The 26,021-nt window shown below is 36.2% G+C and carries 23 protein-coding genes and 1 other annotated feature; all 23 genes read left to right on the plus strand.

All coding sequences use genetic code 11. From position 1 onward, the window contains the following. The coding region (gene hydG / locus RQ893_RS00650) for a [FeFe] hydrogenase H-cluster radical SAM maturase HydG (RefSeq protein WP_311481129.1) at positions 1-1,271 on the plus strand (1,271 nt) is incomplete at its 5' end. Then, complete coding sequence (gene hydF, locus RQ893_RS00655; RefSeq protein ID WP_311481130.1) at positions 1,255-2,430, plus strand: [FeFe] hydrogenase H-cluster maturation GTPase HydF; 1,176 nt, start codon at positions 1,255-1,257, stop codon at positions 2,428-2,430. The genes hydG and hydF, both read left to right, overlap by 17 nt. 45 nt (positions 2,431-2,475) lie before the next feature. Further along, positions 2,476-2,706 (plus strand) — a binding site (T-box leader). Positions 2,707-2,755: 49 nt separating this feature from the next. Continuing rightward, complete coding sequence (locus RQ893_RS00660) at positions 2,756-3,961, plus strand: M20 family metallopeptidase (RefSeq protein WP_311481131.1); 1,206 nt, start codon at positions 2,756-2,758, stop codon at positions 3,959-3,961. Further along, on the plus strand, positions 3,958-4,989 hold the full coding sequence (locus RQ893_RS00665) for a methionine ABC transporter ATP-binding protein (protein ID WP_311481132.1): 1,032 nt from the start codon (positions 3,958-3,960) through the stop codon (positions 4,987-4,989). Before RQ893_RS00660 ends, RQ893_RS00665 begins: the two co-directional genes overlap by 4 nt. Then, on the plus strand, positions 4,976-5,641 hold the full coding sequence (locus RQ893_RS00670) for a methionine ABC transporter permease (RefSeq protein ID WP_311481133.1): 666 nt from the start codon (positions 4,976-4,978) through the stop codon (positions 5,639-5,641). The genes RQ893_RS00665 and RQ893_RS00670 overlap by 14 nt, the downstream gene beginning before the upstream one ends. Positions 5,642-5,709: 68 nt before the next feature. Then, positions 5,710-6,594 carry a MetQ/NlpA family ABC transporter substrate-binding protein gene (locus RQ893_RS00675; protein ID WP_311481134.1) on the plus strand — a complete coding sequence of 295 codons (885 nt, stop codon included), beginning with the start codon at positions 5,710-5,712 and terminating at the stop codon, positions 6,592-6,594. A gap of 132 nt (positions 6,595-6,726) precedes the next feature. Beyond that, positions 6,727-6,948 carry a hypothetical protein gene (locus tag RQ893_RS00680; RefSeq protein ID WP_311481135.1) on the plus strand — a complete coding sequence of 74 codons (222 nt, stop codon included), beginning with the start codon at positions 6,727-6,729 and terminating at the stop codon, positions 6,946-6,948. A gap of 21 nt (positions 6,949-6,969) precedes the next feature. Next, complete coding sequence (locus tag RQ893_RS00685; protein ID WP_311481136.1) at positions 6,970-7,854, plus strand: MetQ/NlpA family ABC transporter substrate-binding protein; 885 nt, start codon at positions 6,970-6,972, stop codon at positions 7,852-7,854. 113 nt (positions 7,855-7,967) lie between these two features. Continuing rightward, on the plus strand, positions 7,968-8,450 hold the full coding sequence (locus tag RQ893_RS00690) for a glutathione peroxidase (RefSeq protein ID WP_311481137.1): 483 nt from the start codon (positions 7,968-7,970) through the stop codon (positions 8,448-8,450). Continuing rightward, positions 8,443-8,934 (plus strand): hypothetical protein, encoded by a 492-nt coding sequence (locus RQ893_RS00695; protein ID WP_311481138.1) that lies wholly within the window; start codon positions 8,443-8,445, stop codon positions 8,932-8,934. The genes RQ893_RS00690 and RQ893_RS00695 overlap by 8 nt, the downstream gene beginning before the upstream one ends. Positions 8,935-9,175: 241 nt before the next feature. Beyond that, entirely contained in the window at positions 9,176-12,295 is a 3,120-nt protein-coding gene (ileS, locus tag RQ893_RS00700; RefSeq protein WP_311481139.1) for an isoleucine--tRNA ligase, read from the plus strand. Positions 12,296-12,369: 74 nt separating this feature from the next. Next, complete coding sequence (locus RQ893_RS00705; protein ID WP_311481140.1) at positions 12,370-12,819, plus strand: NUDIX domain-containing protein; 450 nt, start codon at positions 12,370-12,372, stop codon at positions 12,817-12,819. Between the two features lie 184 nt (positions 12,820-13,003). Further along, entirely contained in the window at positions 13,004-14,038 is a 1,035-nt protein-coding gene (locus RQ893_RS00710) for a peptidoglycan bridge formation glycyltransferase FemA/FemB family protein (protein ID WP_311481141.1), read from the plus strand. After that, positions 14,016-14,720, plus strand: a complete 705-nt coding sequence (locus RQ893_RS00715) for an ABC transporter ATP-binding protein (RefSeq protein ID WP_311481142.1) — start codon at positions 14,016-14,018, stop codon at positions 14,718-14,720. Before RQ893_RS00710 ends, RQ893_RS00715 begins: the two co-directional genes overlap by 23 nt. Further along, complete coding sequence (locus tag RQ893_RS00720) at positions 14,721-15,698, plus strand: S-layer protein (protein WP_311481143.1); 978 nt, start codon at positions 14,721-14,723, stop codon at positions 15,696-15,698. It begins immediately after the preceding gene. Then, positions 15,688-17,067 (plus strand): FtsX-like permease family protein, encoded by a 1,380-nt coding sequence (locus RQ893_RS00725; RefSeq protein WP_311481144.1) that lies wholly within the window; start codon positions 15,688-15,690, stop codon positions 17,065-17,067. The genes RQ893_RS00720 and RQ893_RS00725 overlap by 11 nt, the downstream gene beginning before the upstream one ends. After that, complete coding sequence (locus RQ893_RS00730) at positions 17,067-18,359, plus strand: hypothetical protein (protein WP_311481145.1); 1,293 nt, start codon at positions 17,067-17,069, stop codon at positions 18,357-18,359. Before RQ893_RS00725 ends, RQ893_RS00730 begins: the two co-directional genes overlap by 1 nt. 72 nt (positions 18,360-18,431) lie before the next feature. Beyond that, a complete protein-coding gene (pepT, locus tag RQ893_RS00735; protein WP_311481146.1) occupies positions 18,432-19,667 on the plus strand; it encodes a peptidase T in 1,236 nt (411 codons plus the stop codon). 160 nt (positions 19,668-19,827) lie between these two features. After that, the gene (locus tag RQ893_RS00740) at positions 19,828-21,207 is read left to right on the plus strand and encodes a sialidase family protein (RefSeq protein ID WP_311481147.1); all 1,380 of its coding nucleotides are present in this window, start codon (positions 19,828-19,830) and stop codon (positions 21,205-21,207) included. A 161-nt stretch (positions 21,208-21,368) separates the two neighbouring features. Next, on the plus strand, positions 21,369-23,045 hold the full coding sequence (locus RQ893_RS00745) for an ABC transporter substrate-binding protein (protein ID WP_311481148.1): 1,677 nt from the start codon (positions 21,369-21,371) through the stop codon (positions 23,043-23,045). A 90-nt stretch (positions 23,046-23,135) separates the two neighbouring features. After that, a complete protein-coding gene (locus RQ893_RS00750; RefSeq protein WP_311481149.1) occupies positions 23,136-24,104 on the plus strand; it encodes an ABC transporter permease in 969 nt (322 codons plus the stop codon). 8 nt (positions 24,105-24,112) lie between these two features. After that, positions 24,113-24,979 (plus strand): ABC transporter permease, encoded by an 867-nt coding sequence (locus RQ893_RS00755; RefSeq protein WP_311481150.1) that lies wholly within the window; start codon positions 24,113-24,115, stop codon positions 24,977-24,979. Positions 24,980-24,986: 7 nt separating this feature from the next. Further along, positions 24,987-26,003, plus strand: coding sequence for an ABC transporter ATP-binding protein (locus RQ893_RS00760; protein WP_311481151.1), 1,017 nt, complete (start codon positions 24,987-24,989; stop codon positions 26,001-26,003). Positions 26,004-26,021 lie beyond the last annotated feature (18 nt).

Here is a 26,021-nt window from a genome sequence, read left to right on the forward strand (position 1 = left end):
TTAGCCATAGAGAAGCTTTTGTGAGCTTATCTTGCAAGGAAGAATACATAAATGGAGAAATCTATAAGCTTGCTAAGGAATTTAAACACAAATTTTATGCAAATAGGATTGTGCTTTTTGCTCCTCTTTACTTGTCAAACTATTGTGTAAATGGCTGCGTATATTGCCCATACCATGGTCAAAATAGGACTATACCAAGAAAAAAACTCAGCCAAGAAGAAATCAAAGAACAGGTAATTGCCCTCCAAGACCTCGGTCATAAGAGACTTGCCCTTGAAGCTGGAGAAGACCCAATAAATAACCCAATCGACTACATACTAGAGTCTATCCACACAATTTATAATATCAAACACAAAAATGGGGCAATTAGACGTGTAAATGTGAATATTGCAGCGACAACTGTAGAAAATTATAGGAAATTAAAGGAAGCGGAAATTGGAACTTATATCCTTTTCCAAGAAACCTACAATAAGGAAAATTACGAAGCTCTTCACAAGTTTGGACCAAAATCAAACTACGCCTACCACACAGAGTCCATGGATAGGGCTATGGAAGGAGGCATTGATGACGTGGGCATGGGAGTGCTTTACGGACTAGATTCTTATGAATATGAATTTATAGGCCAACTAATGCACGCTGAGCATATGGAAGCACGTTTTAATGTTGGTCCTCACACAATTTCTGTGCCAAGAATCCAACCGGCAGACGATATAGACCCAGATGATTTTGACAATTCCCTATCAGATGATATGTTTGCAAAACTTGTTGCCTGCATTAGGATTTCTGCCCCATACACAGGCATGATTGTCTCAACCCGTGAGTCTGAAGCTATGAGAAACAGGCTCTTAGAACTGGGTATCAGCCAGCTTTCTGGGGGTTCAAAGACATCTGTAGGTGGTTATACTGAACATGAAACCAAGGGCAGCGACCAATTCGAACTAGCTGACAATAGGACCCTTGATGAGGTTGTAAATTGGCTAATAGAAAAAGACCACGTCCCATCATTTTGCACAGCCTGCTACAGGAAGGGTAGGACTGGTGAAGTCTTTATGGGCATGGTCAAAAAACATGGCATAGGTAATATTTGCCATCCAAATGCCCTTGTGACCCTAAAGGAATACGCTCTTGACTATGCAAGCGAAGAAACTGCAGTAAATGCTGATAAGTTAATAAAAAGAGAATTAGAAAATATCCCAAATCCGGATGTAAGAGAGAACACTAGGGAAAATATCAAACATATAGAGGAAGGCCAACGTGACATCTATATCTAAAACAGGTCTTAGTGAAAGGGTTCATATAGGAATCTTTGGCAAGACAAATTCTGGCAAATCCACCCTCTTAAATTATCTAACAGGCCAAGATACAGCCATAGTTTCACCGATTGAGGGAACAACTACAGACCCAATTAGAAAGGCTATGGAAATAACCGATTTTGGTCCAGTCGTTTTTATCGATACGGCAGGAACTGCAGATGAAACTAAGCTAGGCAAGGAAAGATACGAAAAAACCATGGCGGAAATCGACAAGGTTGATGTTTTTCTTTATGTCCTAAGTGGTGATGATGATTTGGGAATTATTTCAAAATTTAAAGATAAACCTGTAATTTATTTGGTAATGAAAATGGATACTGGGGATGGAGAACAAATTCTAAGAGATTTTGAAGAAAAAAATCCAATCGGAGTTGACCTCTCATCAACTAAGTCAAGGGATGAAATTTTTTCTAAAATCAAGGCTCTTTACAAAAAAGAAGACCTAACCATAACCAAAAACTTGGTAAAAAAAGGCGATATGGTGGTTCTTGTCATGCCCCAAGATGCGGCAGCTCCAAAGGATAGGATAATAAAACCTCAAGTAATGACCATAAGAGAAATAATTGACAAGGGAGCAAGCGCTATTTGTAGTGATCTAAGAAATTTTGAAAACACTATAGCCAGCCTAAATAAAATTGACCTTATAATCACCGATAGTCAGGTTTTTAGGGAAGTATATGAGAAAAAGCCAAGAGATGTGAGACTCACAAGCTTTTCAGTTTTGTTTTCTGCCTTTAAGGGCGACTTGGCTTATTTTGTAGAGTCTGCCAATGTTTTGGATGGGGCTATAAAAAATATCCTAATAGCTGAAGCTTGCAGTCATCCGCCAATAGATGAGGATATAGGCAGTGTGAAGATTCCGAGGCTTATAAAGAAGACCCACCCAGATGTAAGCATAGATTTTGCCAGGGGAAATGATCCAATAGCCTATGAAAAATATGACCTAATCATAGCTTGCGGGTCATGTATGTTTAATAGAACCCATGTCTTAAATAGGGTGGCGAGGGCTAAGGAAGCGGGCACTCCTATGACCAATTATGGGATTGCCATTGCAAAACTTGGTGGAATCCTTGAAAAAATCAGTCTTCCAGAGGAAAATAAAAAAATATTTGACAGGTAATTTTTTAAATGGTATTATACCATTATCAACGAGATAAGAGATTTACAAAACCATATGACAAGAAGAGTAGTTTAGAAGAATCTTTTTTAGAGAGCTCCGGTTGGTGAAAAGGAGCAAAGAAGCGACTAGATGAAGATGGCCTTGGATGGGATGGGTCGATATGAGATCCATACGGGAATTCCCGTTATAGAATTAGAGTATGTTTGTACTTGATGAGTGTATGTTTGGGTGACCAAGCATAAAATAAGGTGGTAACGCGATTTAAACGTCCTTATATTCCTATGTGGAATATGGGACGTTATTTTTTTACGAAATCGAGGGAGAGATGACTTTAGCGGATAAGATAAAAAGTGAAATAGAACTTAATAAGGATGATTATATAAAGACTCGAAGATACTTACACGAACATCCAGAAGTGTCAAGTAAGGAGTTTGAGACAAGTAAGTATCTTAAAAAAAGGTGTGAAGAATTGGGATTTGTTGTAGAAGATGTGAAAGGGTCAACTGGTTTTACAGCCCTATTTGATACAGGTAGGCCAGGCAAGACACTTGGCATAAGGACTGACCTAGATGCTCTTGCTATAGCAGAAGACCCTTACAATCTTAAAGAGAAAAAGCTGGTTGTATCTAAAAACCCAGGTGTATCTCATGCTTGTGGCCACGATAGCCACATGACTGTGGCAGTTTTTGTTGGAAAAATCTTAAAAGACTTGGCTGATGAGATTAACGGCAAAGTTTATCTTATTTTTGAAGAAGGCGAAGAAACCGGGGCAGGCATTGACGCCATGGTTGACCACTTAAAAGATAAGGGTCTTGATGCTGTTTACGGCAACCACCAAAGCCCTAGCTTAGATGTTGGGAAATTTTCCATAAAAGAAGGTCCTGCCTATGCAGGTTGTGTAGGAGTTGACTTTGATGTAATAGGAAGGGGTGGACATGGTTCAAGGCCTGATAAGGCAATTAACCCCCTTATAGCCACAGCCCACATCATAACAGCCTTAAATTCTGCTTGGAACAACCAATTAGATTTGGAAAAGCCAGTGAGCCTAGGGATTGGAGCTATCAATGGTGGGTCAGCAGCCAATGTAATTTGTGATAGGGCAAATGTCAAAGGAACGCTAAGATTTTTTGACCTAGAGGCAGGTAAAAAAGCCCTAGAAGTAGTGAAAAATGTGGCAGACCTAACAGCAAGTGCCCATGGATGCAAGCTAGTCTTTAACGATTATACAAGAATTGTTACAGAGCCAGTTATAAACGATGAAGTCCTAGCAGAAAAAGTTAGGCAAAGTCTTGATAGTTTGTATGAGGGTGCCTTAATAGAAAGTCCAAAGCTTTGGATTTCAGAATCCTTTTATGGATATTCTAAGCTTTGTCCTACAATTTTTGTAAATTTTGGAACAAGGAATGAAGAAGAAGGGAAGGCTAGTGACCTTCATACAAGTAAGTTTGACCTAGATGAAAGAGGGATTGGTTACGCCTTAGGTCTTGCAAGTAAGTTTGCTATAGATTTTTTGAAAGAGAGCGACAAATGATAGAATTAAAAAATATAACGGTAGACTTTGATGGATTCAAAGCAGTAGATGATGTTAGTTTAACAATTAAAGAACAAGATACCTATGGGATTGTGGGTTTTTCTGGAGCTGGAAAATCAACTCTTGTTAGGACAATAAACCTCCTCCAAAGACCAAGCCAAGGCGAGGTCCTAATTGATGGAGAAAACCTCTTAGCCTTATCAAATAAGGACCTAAGGGCGAGGAGAAAAAAGATTGGGATGATTTTCCAACACTTTAACCTCTTAAATAATCTCACAGTTATTGATAATGTGATTTTTCCTATTAAGAAAGATAAGTCTTTGACCAAGGAAGAAAAAAGACAAAAAGCCTTGGACCTTTTAGAAACAGTAGGTATCAAAGATAAGGCAGACTCTTACCCAAGTGAATTATCTGGTGGCCAACAACAAAGGTGCGCCATAGCAAGAGCCCTTGCATCTGATCCTGAGATTTTACTTTGTGATGAGGCAACAAGCGCCTTAGACCCAAAGACAACCAAGCAAATCTTAAAATTGCTCAAGGACTTAAACGACAAGCTAAAACTAACCGTGGTTATAATCACCCATCAAATGGATGTGGTAAAAGACCTTTGCAACAAATGTGCAGTCATGCAAGATGGCAAGGTTATAGAATATGGGTCAACTTTGGATATATTCTCAGATCCAAAAAATAAACTCACCAAAGAATTTGTAGAAACTTCTACAAATATCGCCGAAACTATAGAAGAAGTCAAAGCCAATATAGGTATCCTCAAGGATGATGAAATCCTAGCCAAATTATCATATTTAGGTCAATCAACTACAGAACCAATTATTAATGAATTATTTGAAAAATTTGGAGTCAGGACAAATATCCTAGCTGGAAATATAGAATTTATCAATGGAACAGCTGTCGGAAATTTAATCGTAAGCTTTAAGGGCGATGACGATAAGTTGGTAGAAGTAAGCACTTATCTAAAGGATAAGGGCACAAACTTAGAAATATTAGGAGGTAAGGATGGGATTTTTTAGTTATTCCCTATCTATAAAAGACAGGATTATAAGCGATTTCAAAGTAACACTTTATATGTTAGTTATTTCTGCAATTTTTGCAGGCATAATGGGACTAATCTTGGGCGTGATAATGGTAGTTACAGACAAGGATAGGATATTAGAAAACAGGATAATTTACAGTATCTTAGATAAATTAACTAACCTCTTTAGGGCAATTCCTTTCGTAATTCTTTTAGCCCTCATAGCTCCTTTTACCAAAGCCATTATTGGAACAAGGATAGGAGCGACAGCAGCCATTGTACCTCTAACATTTTCTGCGGTGCCATTTTTTGCAAGACAGGTTGAACAGGCTCTTGCAGATGTAGATAGCGGAAAGATTGAAGCGGCAGAAGCGATGGGACTTAGCCCTGTAGAAATTATTACTAGAGTCTACCTAAGAGAAGGACTACCAAGTTTAATCAGGGTTTCATCTATTACCCTAATTTCACTCTTAGGTCTTACTGCAATGGCAGGTACTGTTGGAGCTGGTGGTATTGGTGATTTAGCCATAGCCGTGGGCTACCAAAGATACAAAGATGATGTCGTAATAGTATCAGTTATATTAATTTTAATTGTCGTTTACCTTATCCAAGGTATTGCTAATTACCTAATTAGAAAAACAAGTCATTAGGGAAATCATCTCAAGGGAGATTTCATATAAATTTGTTGGAATGTTGCTAAAGAAAAAAGGAGAAAGAAATGAAATTAACTAGCAAAATAGCCCTAGCACTAGGCTTGATAGTGACTTTAACAGCTTGTGGAAGCGGAGCGAACAAAAAGGAAGAAGCTCCAAAAGATACAGCAAAGACAGAGAGCAAGGACACAGGGGATGTTGCAAAATCAACTGACCCAGTCCACATAAAAATAGGTGTAGTTGGTGAATACAACGAAGTATTAGAAGAAGTAATCAAAAGATATGAAAAAGGAACAGGCAATACTGTTGAATTAGTAAAATTTTCTGACTATGCCCAACCAAACGAAGCCCTCCTTGCTGGAGATATAGACTTAAACGCTTATCAACACTACAAATTCCTAAAGGAATTTAATGAAGATAAGGGAAGCGACCTTGTATCTATAGGAGATACTATGCTTGCACCAATAACCCTATATTCTCACAAGGTTAAAAAACTTGATGACATAAAAGAAGGCGCAAAAATAGCTATACCAAACGACCCATCAAATGGGTCAAGAGCCCTATTCCTCTTGCAAGATGCTGGTCTAATCAAAGTTGAAGGCGAACCAGGAGACATAATTGGTCTAGATAAGATAAAAGAGAATCCTAAAAAGCTAGAAATTGTAGAAATGGATGCATCACAAACCGCAAGAAGCCTAGATGATGTGGATTGTGCAGTAGTAAATGACACCTTCGCTCTAGATGCTGGATTAGATAAAAATGAAGGAATTTATGTTGAAGATCCAAAGAGTGATTCTGTAAAACAATACATCAACCTAATAGCAGCAAGAAAAGAAGACGAAAACAACGAAGCCTACAAGGAATTCGTAAAATACTATCAAACAGATGAAACAAAGAAAGACTTTGAAAGAATAACAAAGGGAGCATGGCTACCAGCTTGGGATAAGTAAGTCGGTATACCGACTTGCAAATTAGCGAAGCGATTTGCAATTTATTGCCTCCCTTGTTTATCAAAAACAAGGGAGGTTTTATGTGAACGAGAAATCCCCTCGTATGGGGATTTCGTAGTGGTGTAAGAAAAATTGAAAGGCTTAAATATCGAGAAAAATTATGGTGTAAAAGCCGGCTCGCAAAGTAGCGCAGCGCTTTGCGATTTATTGACCCACTTGTTTAGAAAAAACAAGCGGTGTAGGAAAATAAAACACCCGAATTTTGGGAAAGTTAGAATAAGAAAAAATAAGTTAGAAAAGAATAAGAAAAGAATAAGAAAAGAAGAAAAGAATAAGTTAGAAAAGTTAGAATAAAAGAAAAGGATAAGGAAAAACATGAAAAAATTTAGCAAAATTTTAATAGCTATACTTGCATTAGCAAGTTTTACAGCTTGTGGAGCAAAAAAACAAGAAGCGAAGGCTGGAAAAGCCTCAGAACAAACAAAGACAGAAGTGGCAAGTGATGATAAGTTTAAGGATAAGGATGTAATAAAGCTTGGAGTTATTGGTGAAAATAACGAAGACTGGGATGATGTTGCAAAAAGATATGAAAAGGCAACAGGCAAAAAATTAGAAATAGTTAAATTTTCTGAGTATAGGGAGCCAAACGAAGCCCTACTTGCTGGAGATATAGATATAAATGCCTTCCAACACAAAAAATTCCTAGAAGATTTCAACCAAGCATCTGGTTCTGATATAGTTTCTATAGGCGATACAGCCATAGCACCACTAGGTATCTATTCATCTAAAATCAAAGATATAAAAGAACTAAAAGACGGAGCAAAAGTTACCATACCAGATGACCCATCAAACGGCGCTAGGGCCCTCTTCCTTCTTCAATCTGCTGGCCTAATTAAAGTTAATGGCAAGGAAGGTGATGCCATCACACCAGCTGATATAAAAGAAAATCCAAAAAACTTAGAAATTATAGAATTGTCAGCTGCCCAAACAGCTAGGAGTTTAGATGACTCAGACATAGCAGTTATAAATTCAGGAATGGCTGTAGATGCTGGCTTTATCCCAACTAAGGATGCTATTTTCCTAGAAGACTATAAGGATCCAGCCAAGGCAATTTATGTAAATATAGTAGCCTGCCTAAAGGAAAATGCTAATAGCAAAACCTTGAAGGACTTGGTAGAAAATTACTACCAAACAGCAGAGACTGCTAAGATACTAGAAGAAACAACCAAGGGTTCATCAGTACCTGTATTTGAATATTAAACCTAGCCCAGGATAAAACCTGGGTTTTTTACTACAAAACCTTTAAGCTTATACTTAGCAACTGCATTTCATGGAAAAAGTTGTATAGTGCTTATATAAGGTTAGGAGTTATTATGACAACAATTTATGATTTTACAGTTAAAAATGACAAGGGAGAGGACGTTAGCCTAGAAAAATATAAGGGCAAGGTCCTTTTGATAGTAAATACTGCGACCAAATGCGGCTTTACTAAGCAATACGATGGTTTAGAAGACTTATATAAAAAATACAAGGATAGGGGTTTTGAAATTTTAGATTTTCCTTGCAACCAATTTGCAGGTCAGGCACCAGGAACTATTGAAGAAATCAACAATTTCTGTGCCCTAAATTTTGGGACAACTTTTGATCGTTTTGATAAGATAGATGTAAATGGGGAAAATGAAGCACCTCTTTACACTTATCTAAAAGATCAAATTTCTGGTAAACTCTCTAAAAAAATTAGGTGGAATTTCACAAAATTTTTGATAGGAAAAGACGGAGTGCCAGTTAAGAGATACGATTCTATGAAAAAACCAGCCAATATTGCAAAAGACATAGAGGGACTTTTAGATGCTTAGGGATAAGTTTGTAGACCTAGCCTATGAATCTTTAAAATATTACCTAGAGACTGGCAAGTATCTTGATGAGTACGATGAAGAATTTAAAACCAACCACAATGGCGTTTTAATTCAAATTACAAAGGGCGATAGGCACGAAAGGTCAGGTTCAATTTATCCAACAAGAGCTAATATTGCCCTAGACATTATTCATGAAGTTGTAAATTTAGGAGTCTTTGATAATGCTTTTGCCCTAAGACTTTCAGATTTGGATGACATTTATATCCAGGTTTTAGAGATAAGCAAGGTTGAACAAATTGAAAACCTAGAAGACTTTGGTGTTTATTCAGGGCTTCTTCTTTCCTATGCCAATAACCCAGTTATGGTTTTTAGGGAAGATTATGAAACAGACTATCAGATGTTTGAAGATGCTAAAGATTTAGCAAATGTAGATGATTTTGATATTTTCACTATGGAAAAGTTTAAGATTATCAGACATATTTGACAAATAGGCGTAAAATAGTACATTAGAGTAAGAATATTGACTATATAAAGAAGAGTAGTTTATAAAAAACCTTCAGAGAGGCATGGGTGGTGAGAATGCTAGGTGGAATATAAATGAAAATCATCTTTATTGTTTGCTAGGTGAATAATTAGCCTAGCAGGAATGCCAAGCCTTAGGAGCAAACTAGGAAATAAGTGGACCGTCTGTATGGACGGTTCTTTTTTATTAGAAAGGAAAAATTATGTGCGATTTAAAATTTGAGGAAGTAAACTCCAAAGATGTAAAGGCCAGAGAAGCCAAACTAAAAGACTATTGGAACGAAATTGACCTTTTAGACGAAACCTTTAAAACTCGTGAAAATGCGGATGAATATGTAATCTACGATGGACCACCAACCGCTAACGGCAAGCCAGGTATCCACCACGTTATAGCAAGGACCCTAAAAGATATGACCAGCCGTTATAAAAACATGAAGGGCTACAAGGTTCTTAAAAAAGCTGGTTGGGATACCCACGGTCTGCCAGTAGAAATCGAAGTTGAAAAGCAACTAGGTTTTCACGATAAAAACGATATTGAACAATATGGTATAGAAAAATTCAACCACCTATGTAAGGAATCTGTGTGGAAATATTCTGATATGTGGAGAGATATGTCAGATAGGATGGCTTTCCTTTATGACATGGATCACCCATATGTAACTATGGATAATGACTACATAGAAACTGAGTGGTGGCTTTTAGACCAAGCCTTCAAAAAAGGATATATCTATGAGGGCGCCAAGGTAATGCCATATTGCCCAAGATGTGGTACAGGTCTTGCCAGCCACGAAGTTGCCCAAGGTTATGAATTTGAAAAGACTCTTACCCTTACAGTTAGGTTTAAGAAAAAGGGTGCTGACAATGAATATTTCTTAGCGTGGACAACTACACCTTGGACTCTTCCATCAAACCTTGCCCTTGCTGTAAATCCAGAATTAGATTATGTAAAAGTTTATGACAAGGAAGATTCATGCTATTACTACATGGCAAAATCTTTGATGGGTAAACTCATGGATAAGAGAGACTATGAAGTTATCGAAGAAATGAAGGGTAGCGACCTAGAGCTTTTGGAATATGAGCAATTGATGCCATATGTAAAAACCCAACCAGGCAAGGCCTTTAAGGTTATCCTTGCTGATTATGTTTCTGCAGAGGACGGTACAGGTATAGTTCATATCGCACCAGCCTTTGGTGAGGACGACTACCAAGCTTGTAGAAAATATGACCTAGACTTTATCCAACCAGTTGACCTTGAAGGTAGGTTTACAGAAACACCATGGAAGGGCGAATTTGTTTTTGATACAAACGAAAAAATTTGGCGCCATCTCCAAGAAGAAGGTAAGGTTTTTGCCAAAGAAACCATGGAACACAACTATCCACACTGTTGGAGATGCCATACTCCACTTATCTATTACGCAAGACCATCTTGGTATATAGAAATGTCCAAGTTCTCAGGAAAGATGGTAGAAAATAACCAAACAGTATCTTGGTATCCACAAACTATAGGTGATAAGAGATTTGGAAACTGGCTAGAAAATGTCAAAGACTGGGCAATTTCAAGATCTAGATATTGGGGAACACCTCTAAATATCTGGAGATGTGAGTGTGGCCATACAGACACAGTGGCAAGTCGTGCCGAGCTTAAAGAGCGTGCAATAGAAGATATTTCAGAAGATATAGAACTCCACAGACCATATGTAGATAATGTCCACATTAAGTGTGACAAGTGTGGTGGCACCATGACTAGGGTTCCAGATGTACTAGACGTTTGGTTTGACTCTGGAGCTATGCCTTTTGCCCAACTCCACTATCCATTTGAAAACAAGGAATTATTTGAAAAAGGATATTATCCAGCTGACTTTATCTGTGAAGGTATAGACCAAACTAGGGGTTGGTTCTATTCCCTAATGGCAATTTCAACCATTACCATGGGTAGGGCACCATATAAAAATGTCCTTGTAAATGACCTAGTTGTAGATAAAAACGGACAAAAAATGTCAAAATCAAGGGGCAACACCCTTGATCCATTTGCACTTTTTGATAAGTACGGGGCAGATGCAGTGAGATTTTATTCTCTCTATGTATCCCCAGCTTGGATGCAAACTAAGTTTGACGAAAAAGGCCTTGTAGAAGTTAAAAATAATTTCTTTAGGACTTTTGAAAACGTCTATAACTTCTTTAGCCTTTATGCAGGTACAGATGGACTAACCCTTGCTGATATCAAATCTTTTGAGGGAGTAAAAGTAGACGGAATTGACAAGTGGTTATATTCAAGGTTAAATACTTTGATCAAATCTTATTACGAAGAAATGGAAAACTTTGAATACAATAAGGTAGTTCACGAGATTTCTGATTTCGTTGTAGAAGATTTGTCAAATTGGTATATCAGACGTAATAGAAAGAGATTTTGGTCGCAAGAGCTTACAGATTCTAAGAAGAGCGTTTATAAGACAACCTATGATGTTCTTCTTGCCCTATCTAAGTTGATTGCACCTATAACTCCATTCCTAGCTGAAGAAATCTACCAAAAACTAACTGGAGCAAAGACTGTTCATACAGAAATATTGCCACAAGTAGATGAAAGTCTAATAGATACTAAGCTAGAGGATGATATGGACCTTGTAAGAAAGATTGTAAACCTTGGTCGTGCTTCTAGGGAAAAGGAATCAATCAAGGTACGTCAACCACTTTCAAAGATAATTGTTGATGGTTCTTACAAAGAAAGACTAGAAAACCTTCTTGGTTTGATAAAGGAAGAATTAAATGTTAAGGAAGTTGACTTTGAAGATGATCTTTCAGCCTTCATGGATTATTTCCTAAAACCAGACTTCAGAGTTGTAGGAAGGATTTTCCAATCCAAGGTAAATGACTTTGCCAAATACCTTGCATCTACAGATGCCAAGACCTTTATAGACCAGGTAAACGAAGGCCCAGTTAAGGTAGAAATTGGTGGCCAAGTCTTTGAAGTTACTAAGGACTACTTAGATATAAGAATATCAGCCAAAGAAGGCTTTGATGTTGAAATTGATGGCAATGTCTTTGTAATCCTAGATACAGAAATCACTGAAGACCTAAAAGACGAAGGTTATGTAAGAGAGTTTATCTCCAAAATCCAAAACCTAAGAAAGGATTCTGGCTTTGAGGTGACTGATAGGATAAATATTTCCTATGAGGCAGATGCTGACCTTGCTAAGTCTCTAGATAAGTTTGCAGCAGAAATCAAAAAAGAAACTCTTGCTGATAAACTTGAAAAAACAAGTCTTGATACCAACCCAATCGAGCTTAATGATAAGGAAATAAAAATTAGTCTAGAAAGGCTATAGGGCATAAAGAAAATAGCTTTGCAAGTTTACTTGCAGGCTTTTTTCTTTGCCATATAATTTTTTTAGGAGATAGTATGAAAATTGTTTTAATGAATATGGTAAAAATTTATAATAAAGAAACCAACCAGGTGTTAGTCCTTGACAAGGTCAAAAAATACGGTTGGGAAGGTTTGACATTTCCGGGTGGCAAGGTAGAAATGGGAGAATCTTTTGTAGATTCTGTCATCAGGGAAGCCAAGGAAGAAACCAACCTAGATATCAAAAATCCAAAGCTAGTCGGCATCATTACATGGATATCTGATGAGGGGAAAGATGTTGGTCTTATCTATGAAACTACTGACTTTGATGGAGACTTGGTAGAAGATAATAGGGAAGGCAAACTCTTTTGGATGGATTATGAAGAATTTAAAAATACACATCCAAAGTCCATGTCAATGGACCATATCCTAAAAATCTATGATGGAGAATACAGGGAAGTATTTTGGGATTTTAGGGATGGCAAGGATGAGATAGTATATTTTTAGGTGTGACTTGGCTAGACCAGGTCATTTTTTTGTAGAAGGTTAAACTTACAAAAAATTTAAGCTAGATTTAGCAAGTTTCAAGATATAATCAAATGAGAACCATTGTCAAAATTGAGATAATGTGCTAAAATAGTATCAAGTGTTAGACTGTGAACCAAACATTGAAAACGAGAATGGAAGACAAATGATATTAAATAAAAATGATAATAAGTTAGTAGAAAAATATAATGATTTTGTGAAAAATTCCCCTTATGGACATTTCCAACAGGATATGAGGTGGGCTAAGCTAAAAAGTAATTGGGAGAGTGTGTATTTTTATATAGAGGAAGATGGCGAAATAAAAGCTGCCTTGTCTGTTATCTATATTAAAGACCAAAAAGTTGGCAAAAACTTTTTCTATGGGTCAAGAGGTCCTGTTTGTGACCCTAAAAATATCGAACATTTTACCAAATTAATAGAAGAAGCAAGTGACTTCGCAAGGGAAAATGACGGATTCTTATTGAGGTTAGATCCATACCTAGCTTATGATCCTGAATTAGAAGAAGCTTATAAAAAAGAGGGAATCAATTTTAGGCGAGATAAGAGAAGATCAAGCCAACCTTTGTTAAACATGGTACTGGATATAAATAATAGGAGCGAGGAAGAAATCCTAGCTAGCTTTAGCAAAAATACCAGAAAACACCTCAAGAAATCCTATAGAGATGGGATAGTTACACAAGTTTTGACTGATGAGGGTGTTGATATTTTGTATAAGCAGATTGAAGATACAGCAAGTAGAGCAAATATTGGCCACAGACCTTACCAATATTTCAAAAGCTTGTATGAACTTTTTAAAGATGAGATTAGACTTTCTGTTGCCTATTATGAAGGCCAACCAGTTTGCTCTTCACTTCTATTGTGCTACGGAAATACTGCCACATCCTTATATGGTGGCTCTAATGATGAGTATAAAAGCATGGGTCAAAACTACCAGCTTAATTTTGAAGAGATTAAATATTGTATAGAAAAAAATATTAGATACTACGATATGGGCGGAATATTTGAAACAGACGGCACAGATGGTCTCTATAATTTTAAGAAAAAATTCACCGAAGATAATGTATTTGAAACAGTTGGTGAGATAGATGTAGTTTTAGATCAAGATAATTACAATTTTTATATAGAAGATTTAAATCCTCATTTCAAGAGAGAAGAAGATGAGTCTAATAAAAATTCGTGATCTGAAAAAATACTATAAGCTAGGTGGAACTGTAATTAAGGCCCTAGATGGGATAAATATTGACATCAAAAAAGGCGAATTTATAGCCCTACTTGGCACATCCGGATCAGGAAAATCTACTCTATTGAATATGTTAGCAGGTCTTGAAAGACCTACTAAGGGAAACATTTCTTATGGAAATATTGACCTTACGAAATTAAGTGAGGCTCAAATTACTAAGTTTAGAAACTTAAATATAGGCTTTGTTTTTCAATCCTATAATCTTTTGCCTTATCTTTCTGCATGGGAAAATGTAGCTCTTCCCCTAACCTTTAAGGGAGTAAGCGCAGTGGAAAGAAAAAAGGAAGCAGCTAAAATTCTAAAGGCTGTAGGACTTTCAGATAGGTTGAATAACAAACCAAACGAATTGTCAGGTGGACAACAACAGAGGGTTTCGATTGCAAGAGCATTTGTGGGAAAACCTTCGATAATTTTTGCTGACGAACCAACTGGCAACCTAGATACAAAAACATCCTTTGAAATAATGAAACTTATTAAGGATATAACTACAAAAAACAAGCAAACCTTCATAATGGTAACCCATGATGAAGAAATGACAGAATTTGCCGATAGGACCCTTTTTATGAGAGATGGAAAACTTGATAAGGTCCACGAAAAACTAACCATAGATGAGGTATTATAGATGAACGAAAATGAAAATAACCAAATGGAAGTGTCACCTAATGTAAAAAATCAGCCAAAAATAATGATTTCTTACTACCAGCTAAATCCACAAATTCCTCAAGCTGGTAAGAGTTTTGACCTTTCTTTTGGACTATATAATACAAATGCGAGAAATACCATATATAATTTAAAGGCTACAATCGAGCAAAACCTTGGTGCCCAACCACAAAATAGTGGTGGAAATAATGCTATGGTATCAGATGGGTCAGTTTTTTCTCCAGTCGACCAATCAAATTCTTTTTATGTAGCAGCTCTTTATCCATGGAATACCGCCAACAAAAATATAACTATGAATGTGTTGCCAAATGCTGTTGCAGGAAATTATGTAATCAACCTTGCAATTGAGTATGAAGATGCAGATGGCAACCAATATAAAACTACAGAAGCTATTGGCATCCCTGTAGTTCAAAGGGCTGGGGTAACTATGGGTGAGTTAAAGACAGATGAACTCACAGTGGGAAACCCAACAGAAATGTCAGTAAATATTTATAATACCGGCAAGGATAACCTAAATACCTTTATGTGCGATGTAATTGGCAAGGGGATTGAAATTCAAAATGATAGGAAGTTCATAGGAAATTTCAATACTGGTACCCAAGAGACATTTTCCTTTACTGCGACACCAACCAGGGAAGGTGTAATAGAAGGACAAATTATGCTAACATATGAGGATTCTACTGGGAAATTCCATACTCAGACAAAAAAATTTACTAAGGAAGTAATGGCTGGTATGCCTGAAGATATGCAGGGGGGGATGAACGGAGAGATGACTGGGGAAATGGGCCATGAAGATCCATCAATGGGTCAAGGTTCGCTTCTTACTTCTCCATTTTTATGGATAGGACTCATAGCTATACTTGTTCTTGCAGGAATTTTATATAGGAAAAACAAACGCAAAAAAGAGGATGAGGAGTTATTGATAGACGATGAAGATTAGTGACAGGGTCTTAATGGCGCTAAGAAATCTTTCTCGTAGAAAATCAAGGACTATTTTGACAGTCCTTTCGGTAGTAATCGGCGCCACATCAATCATACTCATGCTTGCCTTTGCCACAGGAATTTCAAATTCTCAAAAGGAAATGATAGACTCTTTTGGCGGACTAACATCAATTACAATCATAGGCGATAATCCAGAAGGAAATATGGAAGTTAAGGAAAATGATATAAATAAGCTCAAAAAAGTAAAGGGAGTAAGGGCGGTTGTGCCTTCAAAAAACTTTTGGGGAGATGTAAGGGTTGATAATGGCGACGACTATATTTTAAACACTTCCTTTGAGGTTATTCCAGATGATGTTTTTAGCCTCTTAACAAGTGATATGTTTGAATGGGGCAAAAATATTTCACCTTCTGATAAGGAAGGGATTGTCCTAGGCCAAAATGCCCAAGTCCAAAAGATTGAGAGGATGCCTGATGGGGGCTGGTCCTCCATGCCAATGGACGGTAGCGGTGACTTTGACTATGGTGCCCACGAATATTTTCTAAGACTAGGCTATAAAGATGAATCAGATGATGGGGTTCACTTTGGCAACGAAAATGAAGACACAAAAGAAAGCTCAAAGCCAACTTTTGTTGATGTAAAAATAAAACCAAGTGGTAAGCTAAATTCAAAGGCCCTTCTTAAAGGTTGGTCATCTTATGTGAATGAGAGTTTCTATAAAAATCTCAAAAAAGAAGATAATAAGCTCCAGTCACCTCAACTAGATATGTCCTATGATGACAAGGGTCAACCTATTTTAGAAAAAACGGATAAAATCAAATATAACAATCTAAGGGTAATAGTTGATGATGTAAATAACCTAGAAGAGATTGAAAAAAACATTAAAAAACTTGGTTATAATACCCAATCGGAAGCAGGCTCTGCAGAAGAAATTAAAAAACAAACAATGCAGGTAACTTTAATTCTTGGCGGGATTGGATCTGTTGCCTTTATTGTATCAGCCATTGGTATTATAAATACCATGCTCATGTCAATCTACGAGAGACAGAAGGAAATCGGTGTGATGAAGGTAATCGGAGCCTCTATCAATGATATTAGAGGAATGTTTTTAATAGAATCTGGTTTTATTGGATTTTTCGGAGGAGTGATTGGTCTTATGATTTCACTTGGAGTTGGCAAAGTTTTAAATGGATTCTTGAGTGGCGGCATGATATTTGGTGGCGGAGAAGGTGGAAATATAATTGCCATAAGCCCTCTTCTTGCAATAGTTGGAGTTGGTTTTTCATCCCTAGTCGGAGTTATGGCAGGTTACATTCCAGCAAGACGTGCTACAAAACTATCAGCCATTGAAGCTTTAAGGAGTAACTGATGAAAAAAACTATTATTTTAGCCCTACTGGCTTTAAGCCTTGTGGCTTGTGACGAGAAAGATATAGATGATCCAAGGGTTAAAGACGCCCTTAACCAGGCAAAATTAGAAGTTAATACTAAGGAAGATGCTGAAAATGATTACGAAGATAATGAAGCTAGTCGCAAAGATGAGGATATAAATAGGACTTATCCAAAAGACGAAGTAAAGAAAGACGTAATCTCAGTAGAATCTACAAGTGAAAAAGATGAGCAAGAGTCCAAAGAAGGCAAGGAAGACCAAGTAGAAAAAGAAGATAAAGAGGAAAAAAAGAAATCTAAGAAGGATAAAAAATCTAAGAAGGATAAAAAAGAAACTGCGAATAAGGATGAGAAAAAATCCGAAAAAACAGATGATAAGGAATCCTCAAAAAAAGATAAGTCTGATAAAAAAGAGCTTACCGAAGAAGATTTATTTTTCTCTAATTATAATTTAGTAACAATTAGGGGCGGGGAGGTATGTAGTGCCCTTACAGATTTAAGAGATTATAGTTATGACTTTAATGCATCCTATGTGCCATTTTCAAATAATATCTTTGTCCTAGGTTCTTACGAAGACCATGACTTTACAATCAGGAAAATAAATGGGGAAGAATTGACCCTGCTTTATGATTTTAAAGACAATGAAGAATTTAGGCCAGCAGGCATGATTGGCGATAAGATTTATGGCACATATCATGTCGATAAAAGCAATAAGCAAGAAAAGAAAGATTCTGCTGAATCAGGATTTGGATATGTTGACCTAGATACAGGCAAGATAAATATCTTTGAATCAACTAAGTCTAAAGACGAGGTTATCGGCCAAGTGGCTATTACAGAAAAAGAAGCATTTTACACCAAGCTTAATAAGGATCAAAGCATAGATTTATATAGCCTTGACCTAGAAAAAGACCTTGATCAAAAGGCAGAACTTGTAGAAAAAAATACTCACCTAAATTTTTTATTTTCAGCTAAACATTTTAAAGATGGTAAGGCAGAATATGTAATTTTTAAATCTAGTGACGGCAAAATAAAAATAAATGATGAGGTATATCCTATAAGGGATGGCACAAGTTTTATTGGAGCAAACATGATAACTTGTTCACCAGTAAAATTTGACAAGGCCAAATACCTTTTCAAGATGGATATAGTAAACTACCTCACAGGAGAAACTATTGAAAAAGACCTAGAAACCTATGGCTATAGGGTCGCAAATGGCAAACTTTACTATATAGACTATGATAAAAAGGTACAGAGCCTTGATATAGGCTTATAAAAATAAATAAATTGGCGAGAAAATCACAGCTAGGCTGTGGTTTTTTGCCTATAATATCAAAAGAGGAAGATTATGGATGAAAAGATAATAAAAGATAAGTTGGTAGAATATTTCTTAAAGTATGTGGCAATTCCAAGCCAGTCAGATGACAAAAACAAAGAAGTTCCTTCATCTTCTGGCCAATTGGAGTTGGGTAAGGTCCTAGCATCTGACCTTGAAGACTTGGGACTTGAAGATATATCTATAAATCAATATGGAGTTGTTCAAGCAAGACTTCCTAGAAGGGGCGAAGGAAAAAAATCTCTCGGCTGGGTTGCCCATCTTGATACAGTAGATGTGGGTCTATCTGATAAAATTCATCCACAAATTATAAAAAATTATGATGGTAAGGATATCAATTTAAGCGAGGATGTAGTTTTCTCTATTGAAGACAACCCAGAAGTCCTATCCTATATAGGTGATGACATAATATTTACAGATGGGTCTTCTGTGCTTGGAGCTGATAATAAGGCCGCTATAGCAAATATAATGACTGCTTTGTGGTATTTAAAAGAAAATCCAGAAATAGAACATGGAGAAATTCATATAGCCTTCGTGCCTGATGAAGAAATAGGCTTGAGAGGATCAAGAAAGATAGATTTTAACAAATTTAAGGTAGATTACGCCTACACCATAGATTGCTGTGAGCTAGGTGAACTAATTTATGAAACCTTTAACGCAGCAAGTGGGACTTTAAAAATAAAAGGCGTACCTGCTCATCCCATGTCCTCTAAGGGAAATTTAGTAAATCCAATCATGATAGCCCACGACTTTATAGCTATGCTAGACAGGTCAAAGATGCCAGAAAATACTGAAAATAGAGAGGGATACATTTGGGTAACGGATATTAATGCTGATGTTTTAAATTTAAGACTTGAATTTAATATAAGAAATCACGACAGGGAAAAATACGAAGCAAGCAAAAAATATTTATATAAAATAACTGACCTATTAAAAGAAAGATATAAACGAGCTCAAATAGACATTAAAATATCAGATGTTTATGATAATATAGCAGATAGCATGAATGATGAAAATAAAGTCGCAATTGATAAGCTAAAAGAAATTTTTGACAGACTAGATATACAACAAAAAATCATTCCGATGAGAGGCGGCACAGATGGCTCTTTTCTATCAACAGTAGGGATATTCACCCCAAATTATTTCACAGGAGCCCAAAACTTCCATTCAAACAAAGAATTTTTACCAATAGACAGTTTTTATAAGTCATTTTTGGTAAGCTTAGAATTGATGAAGGATAAAATTTAATACAAGTTTGAACAATTGCAAAGCCTCCTTATGGGGCTTTTTAATTTCTTAGCTTGTAAATTAAGCAAAAGTAATTTCAGAAATCTATTTAAAATTGAAAATGTTTGCCTAAGCCTTATAATGAAAACGAAGTTTGAACAGTAAAAGATTTGGAGGATTTATGTATAAAAGTGAAGTTATAGATTTATTTTATCCTGGACTTGAAGGTTCTCCTTATTATAGGATACCAAGTCTGGCTAGGCTTAAAAATGGAAACATACTAGCATGTGCCGACCAAAGGCTAGAAACAGAAAGTGATTGGGGAGGAAAAATAGAACCTGCTCTTAGGATTAAAAAATTTGGAGAAGACAGGTTTTCTGATGTTATAAAACCGTTCTATGCAGCAGATACAAAATCACCTAATCCTAGCTACACTATTGATACTTGTCTGTTCCCGGCAGATTATGAAAATAACAAAAAAGTTTATATGGTAATAGATAAGTTTAAGTCAAATGGCAATTATCTCACATCAAAGAAGGGCACAGGATATATAGAAGTGGATGGTGAAAAATGTCCTTTACTTTTCTACACTAGTCAAAATAGGCTCTTGTTCGAGAAAATTAATGAGAGATATTATATAAAAAATGGAAAGATTTACACAATGAACCATGAGGAAACTGATCTTAGAGTAGTGATGAAGGATGCTTATCCATTTGATAAATTAGGGGATATTTACATGGGTGATGATATTATGGGAAATATTTATTCTGATAGGTCTTTCTTGCAAGTTCACCAAACTTCTTACCTTTGGTTTACATACTCAGAAGACGGAGGAGAAAACTGGACTTCGCCAAAGGATATATCCATGGACGTTGCAGACGATTGGATGATGTTTTTGGGAGTAAGCCCTGGTAGAGGTTTACAATTACCTACGGGTAGGCTCTTAGTGCCAATATATTTTACAACTGATAATGCTGATGACATCTATGATTTAAGAGAACACGCCGCCTTGATTTATTCAGATGATTTTGGAGAAACTTGGGATAGGTCAAAGTCTGTAAATGATTTTGGCGATTACAATTCCCTTTTAGGAAAAGTGAAAACAAACACCAGTGAAAGCCAGATTGTTCGCTTAAATGACGGAACCTTAATTTTATTTTCTAGGACAACATCTGATAAATTAGTATATTCATATTCTTACGATGATGGGCAGAGTTTTGGTGAAAGTCTGGTTGAAACAGACTTTGAATCTGAACCTTTTTGTATGGTATCCATTTGCAAATATGATAGAGATGGTAAACAATACATTTTAGTTTCTAATCCCAAGGGACCTTGTAGGACCAATGGGTTTATTAAGATTATGGAAGTAGGCAATGGTAATAGGCTAAAGACTATAAAGGAAAAACAAATAAATTCAACTAACTTTACTTATTCTTGTATAGAGAAGATTTCAGACGATGGAATTTTTGGACTCTTGTACGAGCAAAGAGAAAACTCAAATGGTGAAGATAAGGAACATTTAAAATATACAGAATTTGATTTTGACTGGCTAATGTCATAGAATAATCGAAAGTACTTTCAAAAAAATAATAAAATTTGAAATTATTTTTAGTATGTATTATAATAAACGTAGTAGGAAAATGTTTTTTTGAGTTAGCCATATAAATATAGGAATAATTCATTTTTAAAAAACATTAAAAATTTTTCTAATTAGGAGGGAAAATGAAAAAGAATTATGTTTTAGGTCTAGCATTGTCAGCAATCATGCTACTAACATCTTGTGGTGGAGGAGCAAAGGCACCTGAGAATAAGGATGCAGACGCTAAGAAAGAAACAAAGGTAGAAGAAACAGCTAAGAGCGATAATGGTGAAAAATCACTAAGGATGTTGTTTGATAAACAAGGCGAAGGAACAAATTTTGATACACCTTGGTGGAACCGTGGAGACATATATAAGGTTATTACCTTTAGGTCTTTATTTAAGGCAAATCCAGAGCTTACAGAATTTAAAGAAGATCTTCTAGATTCTTATACAATGGCTGATGATGGAATGAGTTATGAATTTAATATCAAAGATGGTTTAAAATGGTCAGATGGTTCTGATCTAACAGCAGCAGATGTTAAGTTCTCTATAGAAGGAGCTTTAAAGGGAGCTAAGGTCAACTCAATTTATAAGAGTGCCTTCTCTTCTATCAAGGGAGCAGGAGACTACAAAGATGGCAAGGCAGATGAAGTTGTAGGTCTAAAGGTAGATGGAAACAAACTTACTATGGAAATGGATAAGTCAGTTGGAAACATGATTCCAATTCTTTCACAATTTGCTATACTTCCAAAGGCAGGCTTTGATGGAGTTGATATGACAGAATACCACACAGCTGACTTTTGGAAAAAACCAATTACAGATGGTATGTATAAGGTCAAAGAAGTTGTTACAGACTCTTACCTAGCCCTTGAACCAAACGAAAATTATGAAGGTCAAGCACCAAAAATCCAATCTGTAGTAGTAAATATTGTACCATCTGATGCTAAGCTTAACTCAGTATTAGGCGACCAAGCAGATGTATTTAATTCTAAAGTTCCAACAGAAATCAAAGCAGTTTCTGAAAAAGATAACTGGGAAGGTCAAACAGTTGATACACTATTCTATTACTATCTAGTATTTAATCAAACAGGTAATGACCAAAGACCAGCAAGCGAGTGGATCCAAAATCCTAAGTTCAGACAAGCTATCTACTATGCAATTGATAGGGAAAATCTAACAAAGAATCTCTTCCCTGGTCTTGCAGAAGTATCTACATTTGGTGTTCCAGCAAAAGATGCTGATAACAAAAATGAAAAAGCTGAAAAATATGCTTACAATCCTGAAAAAGCAAAAGAAATCCTAAAAGAAATTGGTTACACAGCAGATGCGCCACTAGAATTTAGGTATTACATGGCTGACCAATCATCAGTTGACCTATATAACTCTATAGCTCAAAACTTACAAGATGTTGGTATCCAAGTAAACGTACAAAAGTTTGCTGGCGATGCTACCCAAGAATTAATGGAACTAAGAAACTATGATATAGCTCTAAAAGGTCTATCAGCCTTTGGTTATGAAGAATGGTATGGAGAATATGTTCCAGCTAACAATAACCTCGTAAGAGTATTTGGTGAAGAAGTTGGTAAAAAATACGAAGGTCTTTACAATAATCTTTTACAAGAAACAGACAAAGCTAAGAGAGCTGAGATACTAAAACAACTCCAAGCTATCGAAGAAGAGGACTTATCAAAAGAAGTAATCTTCATGCTTAAAAATGAAATACTAGTAAATACTGATAATGTAAATACTAACGGAGCTAAGTTTACAAATCCATGGTTTGCAGCAGATATCGGATTTGAAAATTGGGAGCTTAAATAGTTATTTAATTAGGGGCGACAACTGTTGCCCCTTAAATTTTAAAAAATAAAGGCAAGGTATTAATAATACCTTATCAAAAGGAGAAAATATATGAAAAGCAATGGCAATATATTTAAATACATAATAAAGAAATTAATTCAGATGATACCGATGCTTATAGTAATTTCTTTTTTGATATTTGTTGCCCTACAGGCTATGCCGATAGACCCTATAAACTATCTTTTACCTCCAGGAACCGCCAGAGATCCTGCTATAATAGCAGAGCTTAGGGCGAAGTATGGATTAGATGATCCAATCTTCATCCAATACGGTAGATGGATAGGGCAGGTTGTGAAGGGCGATTTTGGATATTCAATAATTAATGGACAACCAATTAAAGATATACTAGCACAAAAACTACCAGCCACAGTTGAACTTGCTCTAGCAGCTTTACTAATTTCATCTGTTTTAGGAATACTTTTAGGTATTTTATCAGCTGTCAACCAAAATGGACCAATAGACTATATAGCTAGGGTTATAGGTGTAATTGGGCAGTCAATTCCAGAATTCTTATTCGGTATTGTTTTGATATCAGTATTTGCCCTATCACTAGGTTGGTTTCCTGTTGGCGGTAGAAATGTTTACGGTATGACAAGTTTTTGGGATAAGGCAAAGAATTTGGTTCTTCCTGCTTTAGCTTTATCTATTGCGATGATAGCTACAGTTTTAAGATACACAAGGAACTCTATGCTAGGTGTTATGAACCAAGAATATATAAAAACTGCAAGAAGCAAGGGAATACCTGAATGGAAAGTTTACCTTAAACACGCCTTTAGAAATTCTATGGGGCCAATCCTTGTTACAATTATGTTAAGGATTCCAGGCTTAATCGGAGGTTCAGTAGTAATAGAATCTGTTTTCAATTGGCCAGGCATAGGCTCAACCCTAATGGGTGCTGTAACTAGTGGAGATTACCCTATAATAATGGTAACAACCCTACTTATAGCTACAGTTATGTTGATTATTTCTTTTATGGTTGATGTATTAAGTGCAATACTTGACCCAAGAATTAGATTGTAGGTGAAATTATGACAGAAATTAGAAAAGAAAAAAAATCATCTTTGGCAAAAAGATCTCTACAAAAATTCTTATCCAATAAATTAGCCATAGTGGGTTTAATTATCGTTCTACTTATGATTTTATCAGCGGTTTTTGCCCCAATCCTAGCCACATTTGACCCAAATAAGATAGACATGGCAAAATTAAACCAAGCTCCAGGAGGAGACCATATATTTGGGACAGACTCGACTGGGCGAGACCTATATTCAAGACTCCTTTATGGAGGTAGGATATCAATCTTAATTGGCATTACATCAGCCATAACTACTTCAATAATAGGAACGATTTTTGGTCTGATAGCTGGATATTTTGGAAGAGCGATTGACGTAATCCTTATAAGGATATCTGAAATTTTACAATCATTCCCGATGATTATTCTTGTTATGGTTCTTGTAACTATCCTTGGTCCATCAGTTTCAAATATGATTCTGGTCTTTACGCTAATTGGATGGATGACAGTTTTTAGAATAGTAAGAAATGAAGTTTTAAGACTTAGAGAAGAAACTTATGTAGAAGTAAATAAAGCTTTTGGTATCTCTGACTTTGCTATTATGTTTAGGGATATTTTACCAAACACCCTAAGTCCAATTATAGTAGCGACAACAATTAACATTGCATATTTTATCCTCCAAGAAACAGGTTTATCCTTCCTTGGTCTTGGTGTACCAACCAATGTACCAACTTGGGGCACAATTATTAATGCAGCTAAATCCATAACAGTTATCCAAATGTATAAGTGGCAATGGGTTATACCAGGACTCTTTATTTCTCTATTTGTAATGAGCATAAACTTTTTAGGTGATGGTCTAAGAGATGCTCTTGATCCAAGAAACTAGGTGACTTATGGAAAATATAATTAAATTAAGAAACCTATCTACAGAATTTAAGGTAGGTAAGAAATATAATAAAATAGTAAAAAACGTAAGTCTAGATGTGAAAAAAGGACAGATTTTGTCAATAGTTGGAGAATCTGGCTGCGGAAAATCCGTAACTGTAAATTCTATGGTAAAACTTTTACCTAAGACTGCAAGGATTAGCTCAGGCACATCTGAATTTAATAAGGAAGATGGGACTACAGTAGACATCTTGAAGGAAAAACCATACGGTAAAAAGATGAGGAGCATTAGAGGTAAGGAAATTGGAATGATTTTCCAAGACCCAATGCAATCCCTTAATCCAGTTTATACTGTTGGTGATCAGATTTTGGAAAATATTCTAGAGCATAGGAAGATTTCCAAAAAAGAAGCTAGGGAAATTGGCATAGAGATGCTGAGAAAACTTGGCATTCCTGAGCCGGAATCAAGATTTGATAATTACCCTCACCAGTTTTCTGGCGGTATGAAGCAGAGAGCCATGATCGCTATAGCTATGGTTAATAACCCAAACTTGCTTATAGCCGATGAGCCAACAACAGCTCTTGACGTTACCATACAAGCTCAGATTATGGATTTGATGAAAGATTTAAGAGACAAGGAAGGAAAGTCTGTAATTCTTATTACACATAATATGGGGCTTGTAGCAGAGGTCGCTGACCAGGTGGCAGTAATGTATATGGGCAGGGTAATAGAGTATGGTAATGTCACTGATGTCTTTAATAATCCAACTCATCCATACACTAAACTCTTGTTAAAGTCTGTGCCAGTCCCAGGTATGGATAGGGATAAGAAACTTTCAACCTTACCAGGAGAGACTCCAGATCCTGCTAATTATGTAAAGGGATGTGAATTTGCTAATAGATGTGCCTTTGCCACAGAAGAATGCCTAAATAGAGATATCCCTCTTTATAGGGTGGAATCTAGTCATACCTGCAGATGCCTTTTATTAGATATAGAAAAGGAGGTTATAGATGAAAGCAAATGAGAAAACAAGAGAAATATC

Origin of the sequence: uncultured Anaerococcus sp., assembly GCF_963510915.1 — a bacterium.
In the GTDB taxonomy this organism is placed as follows: Bacteria; Bacillota; Clostridia; order Tissierellales; family Peptoniphilaceae; genus Anaerococcus.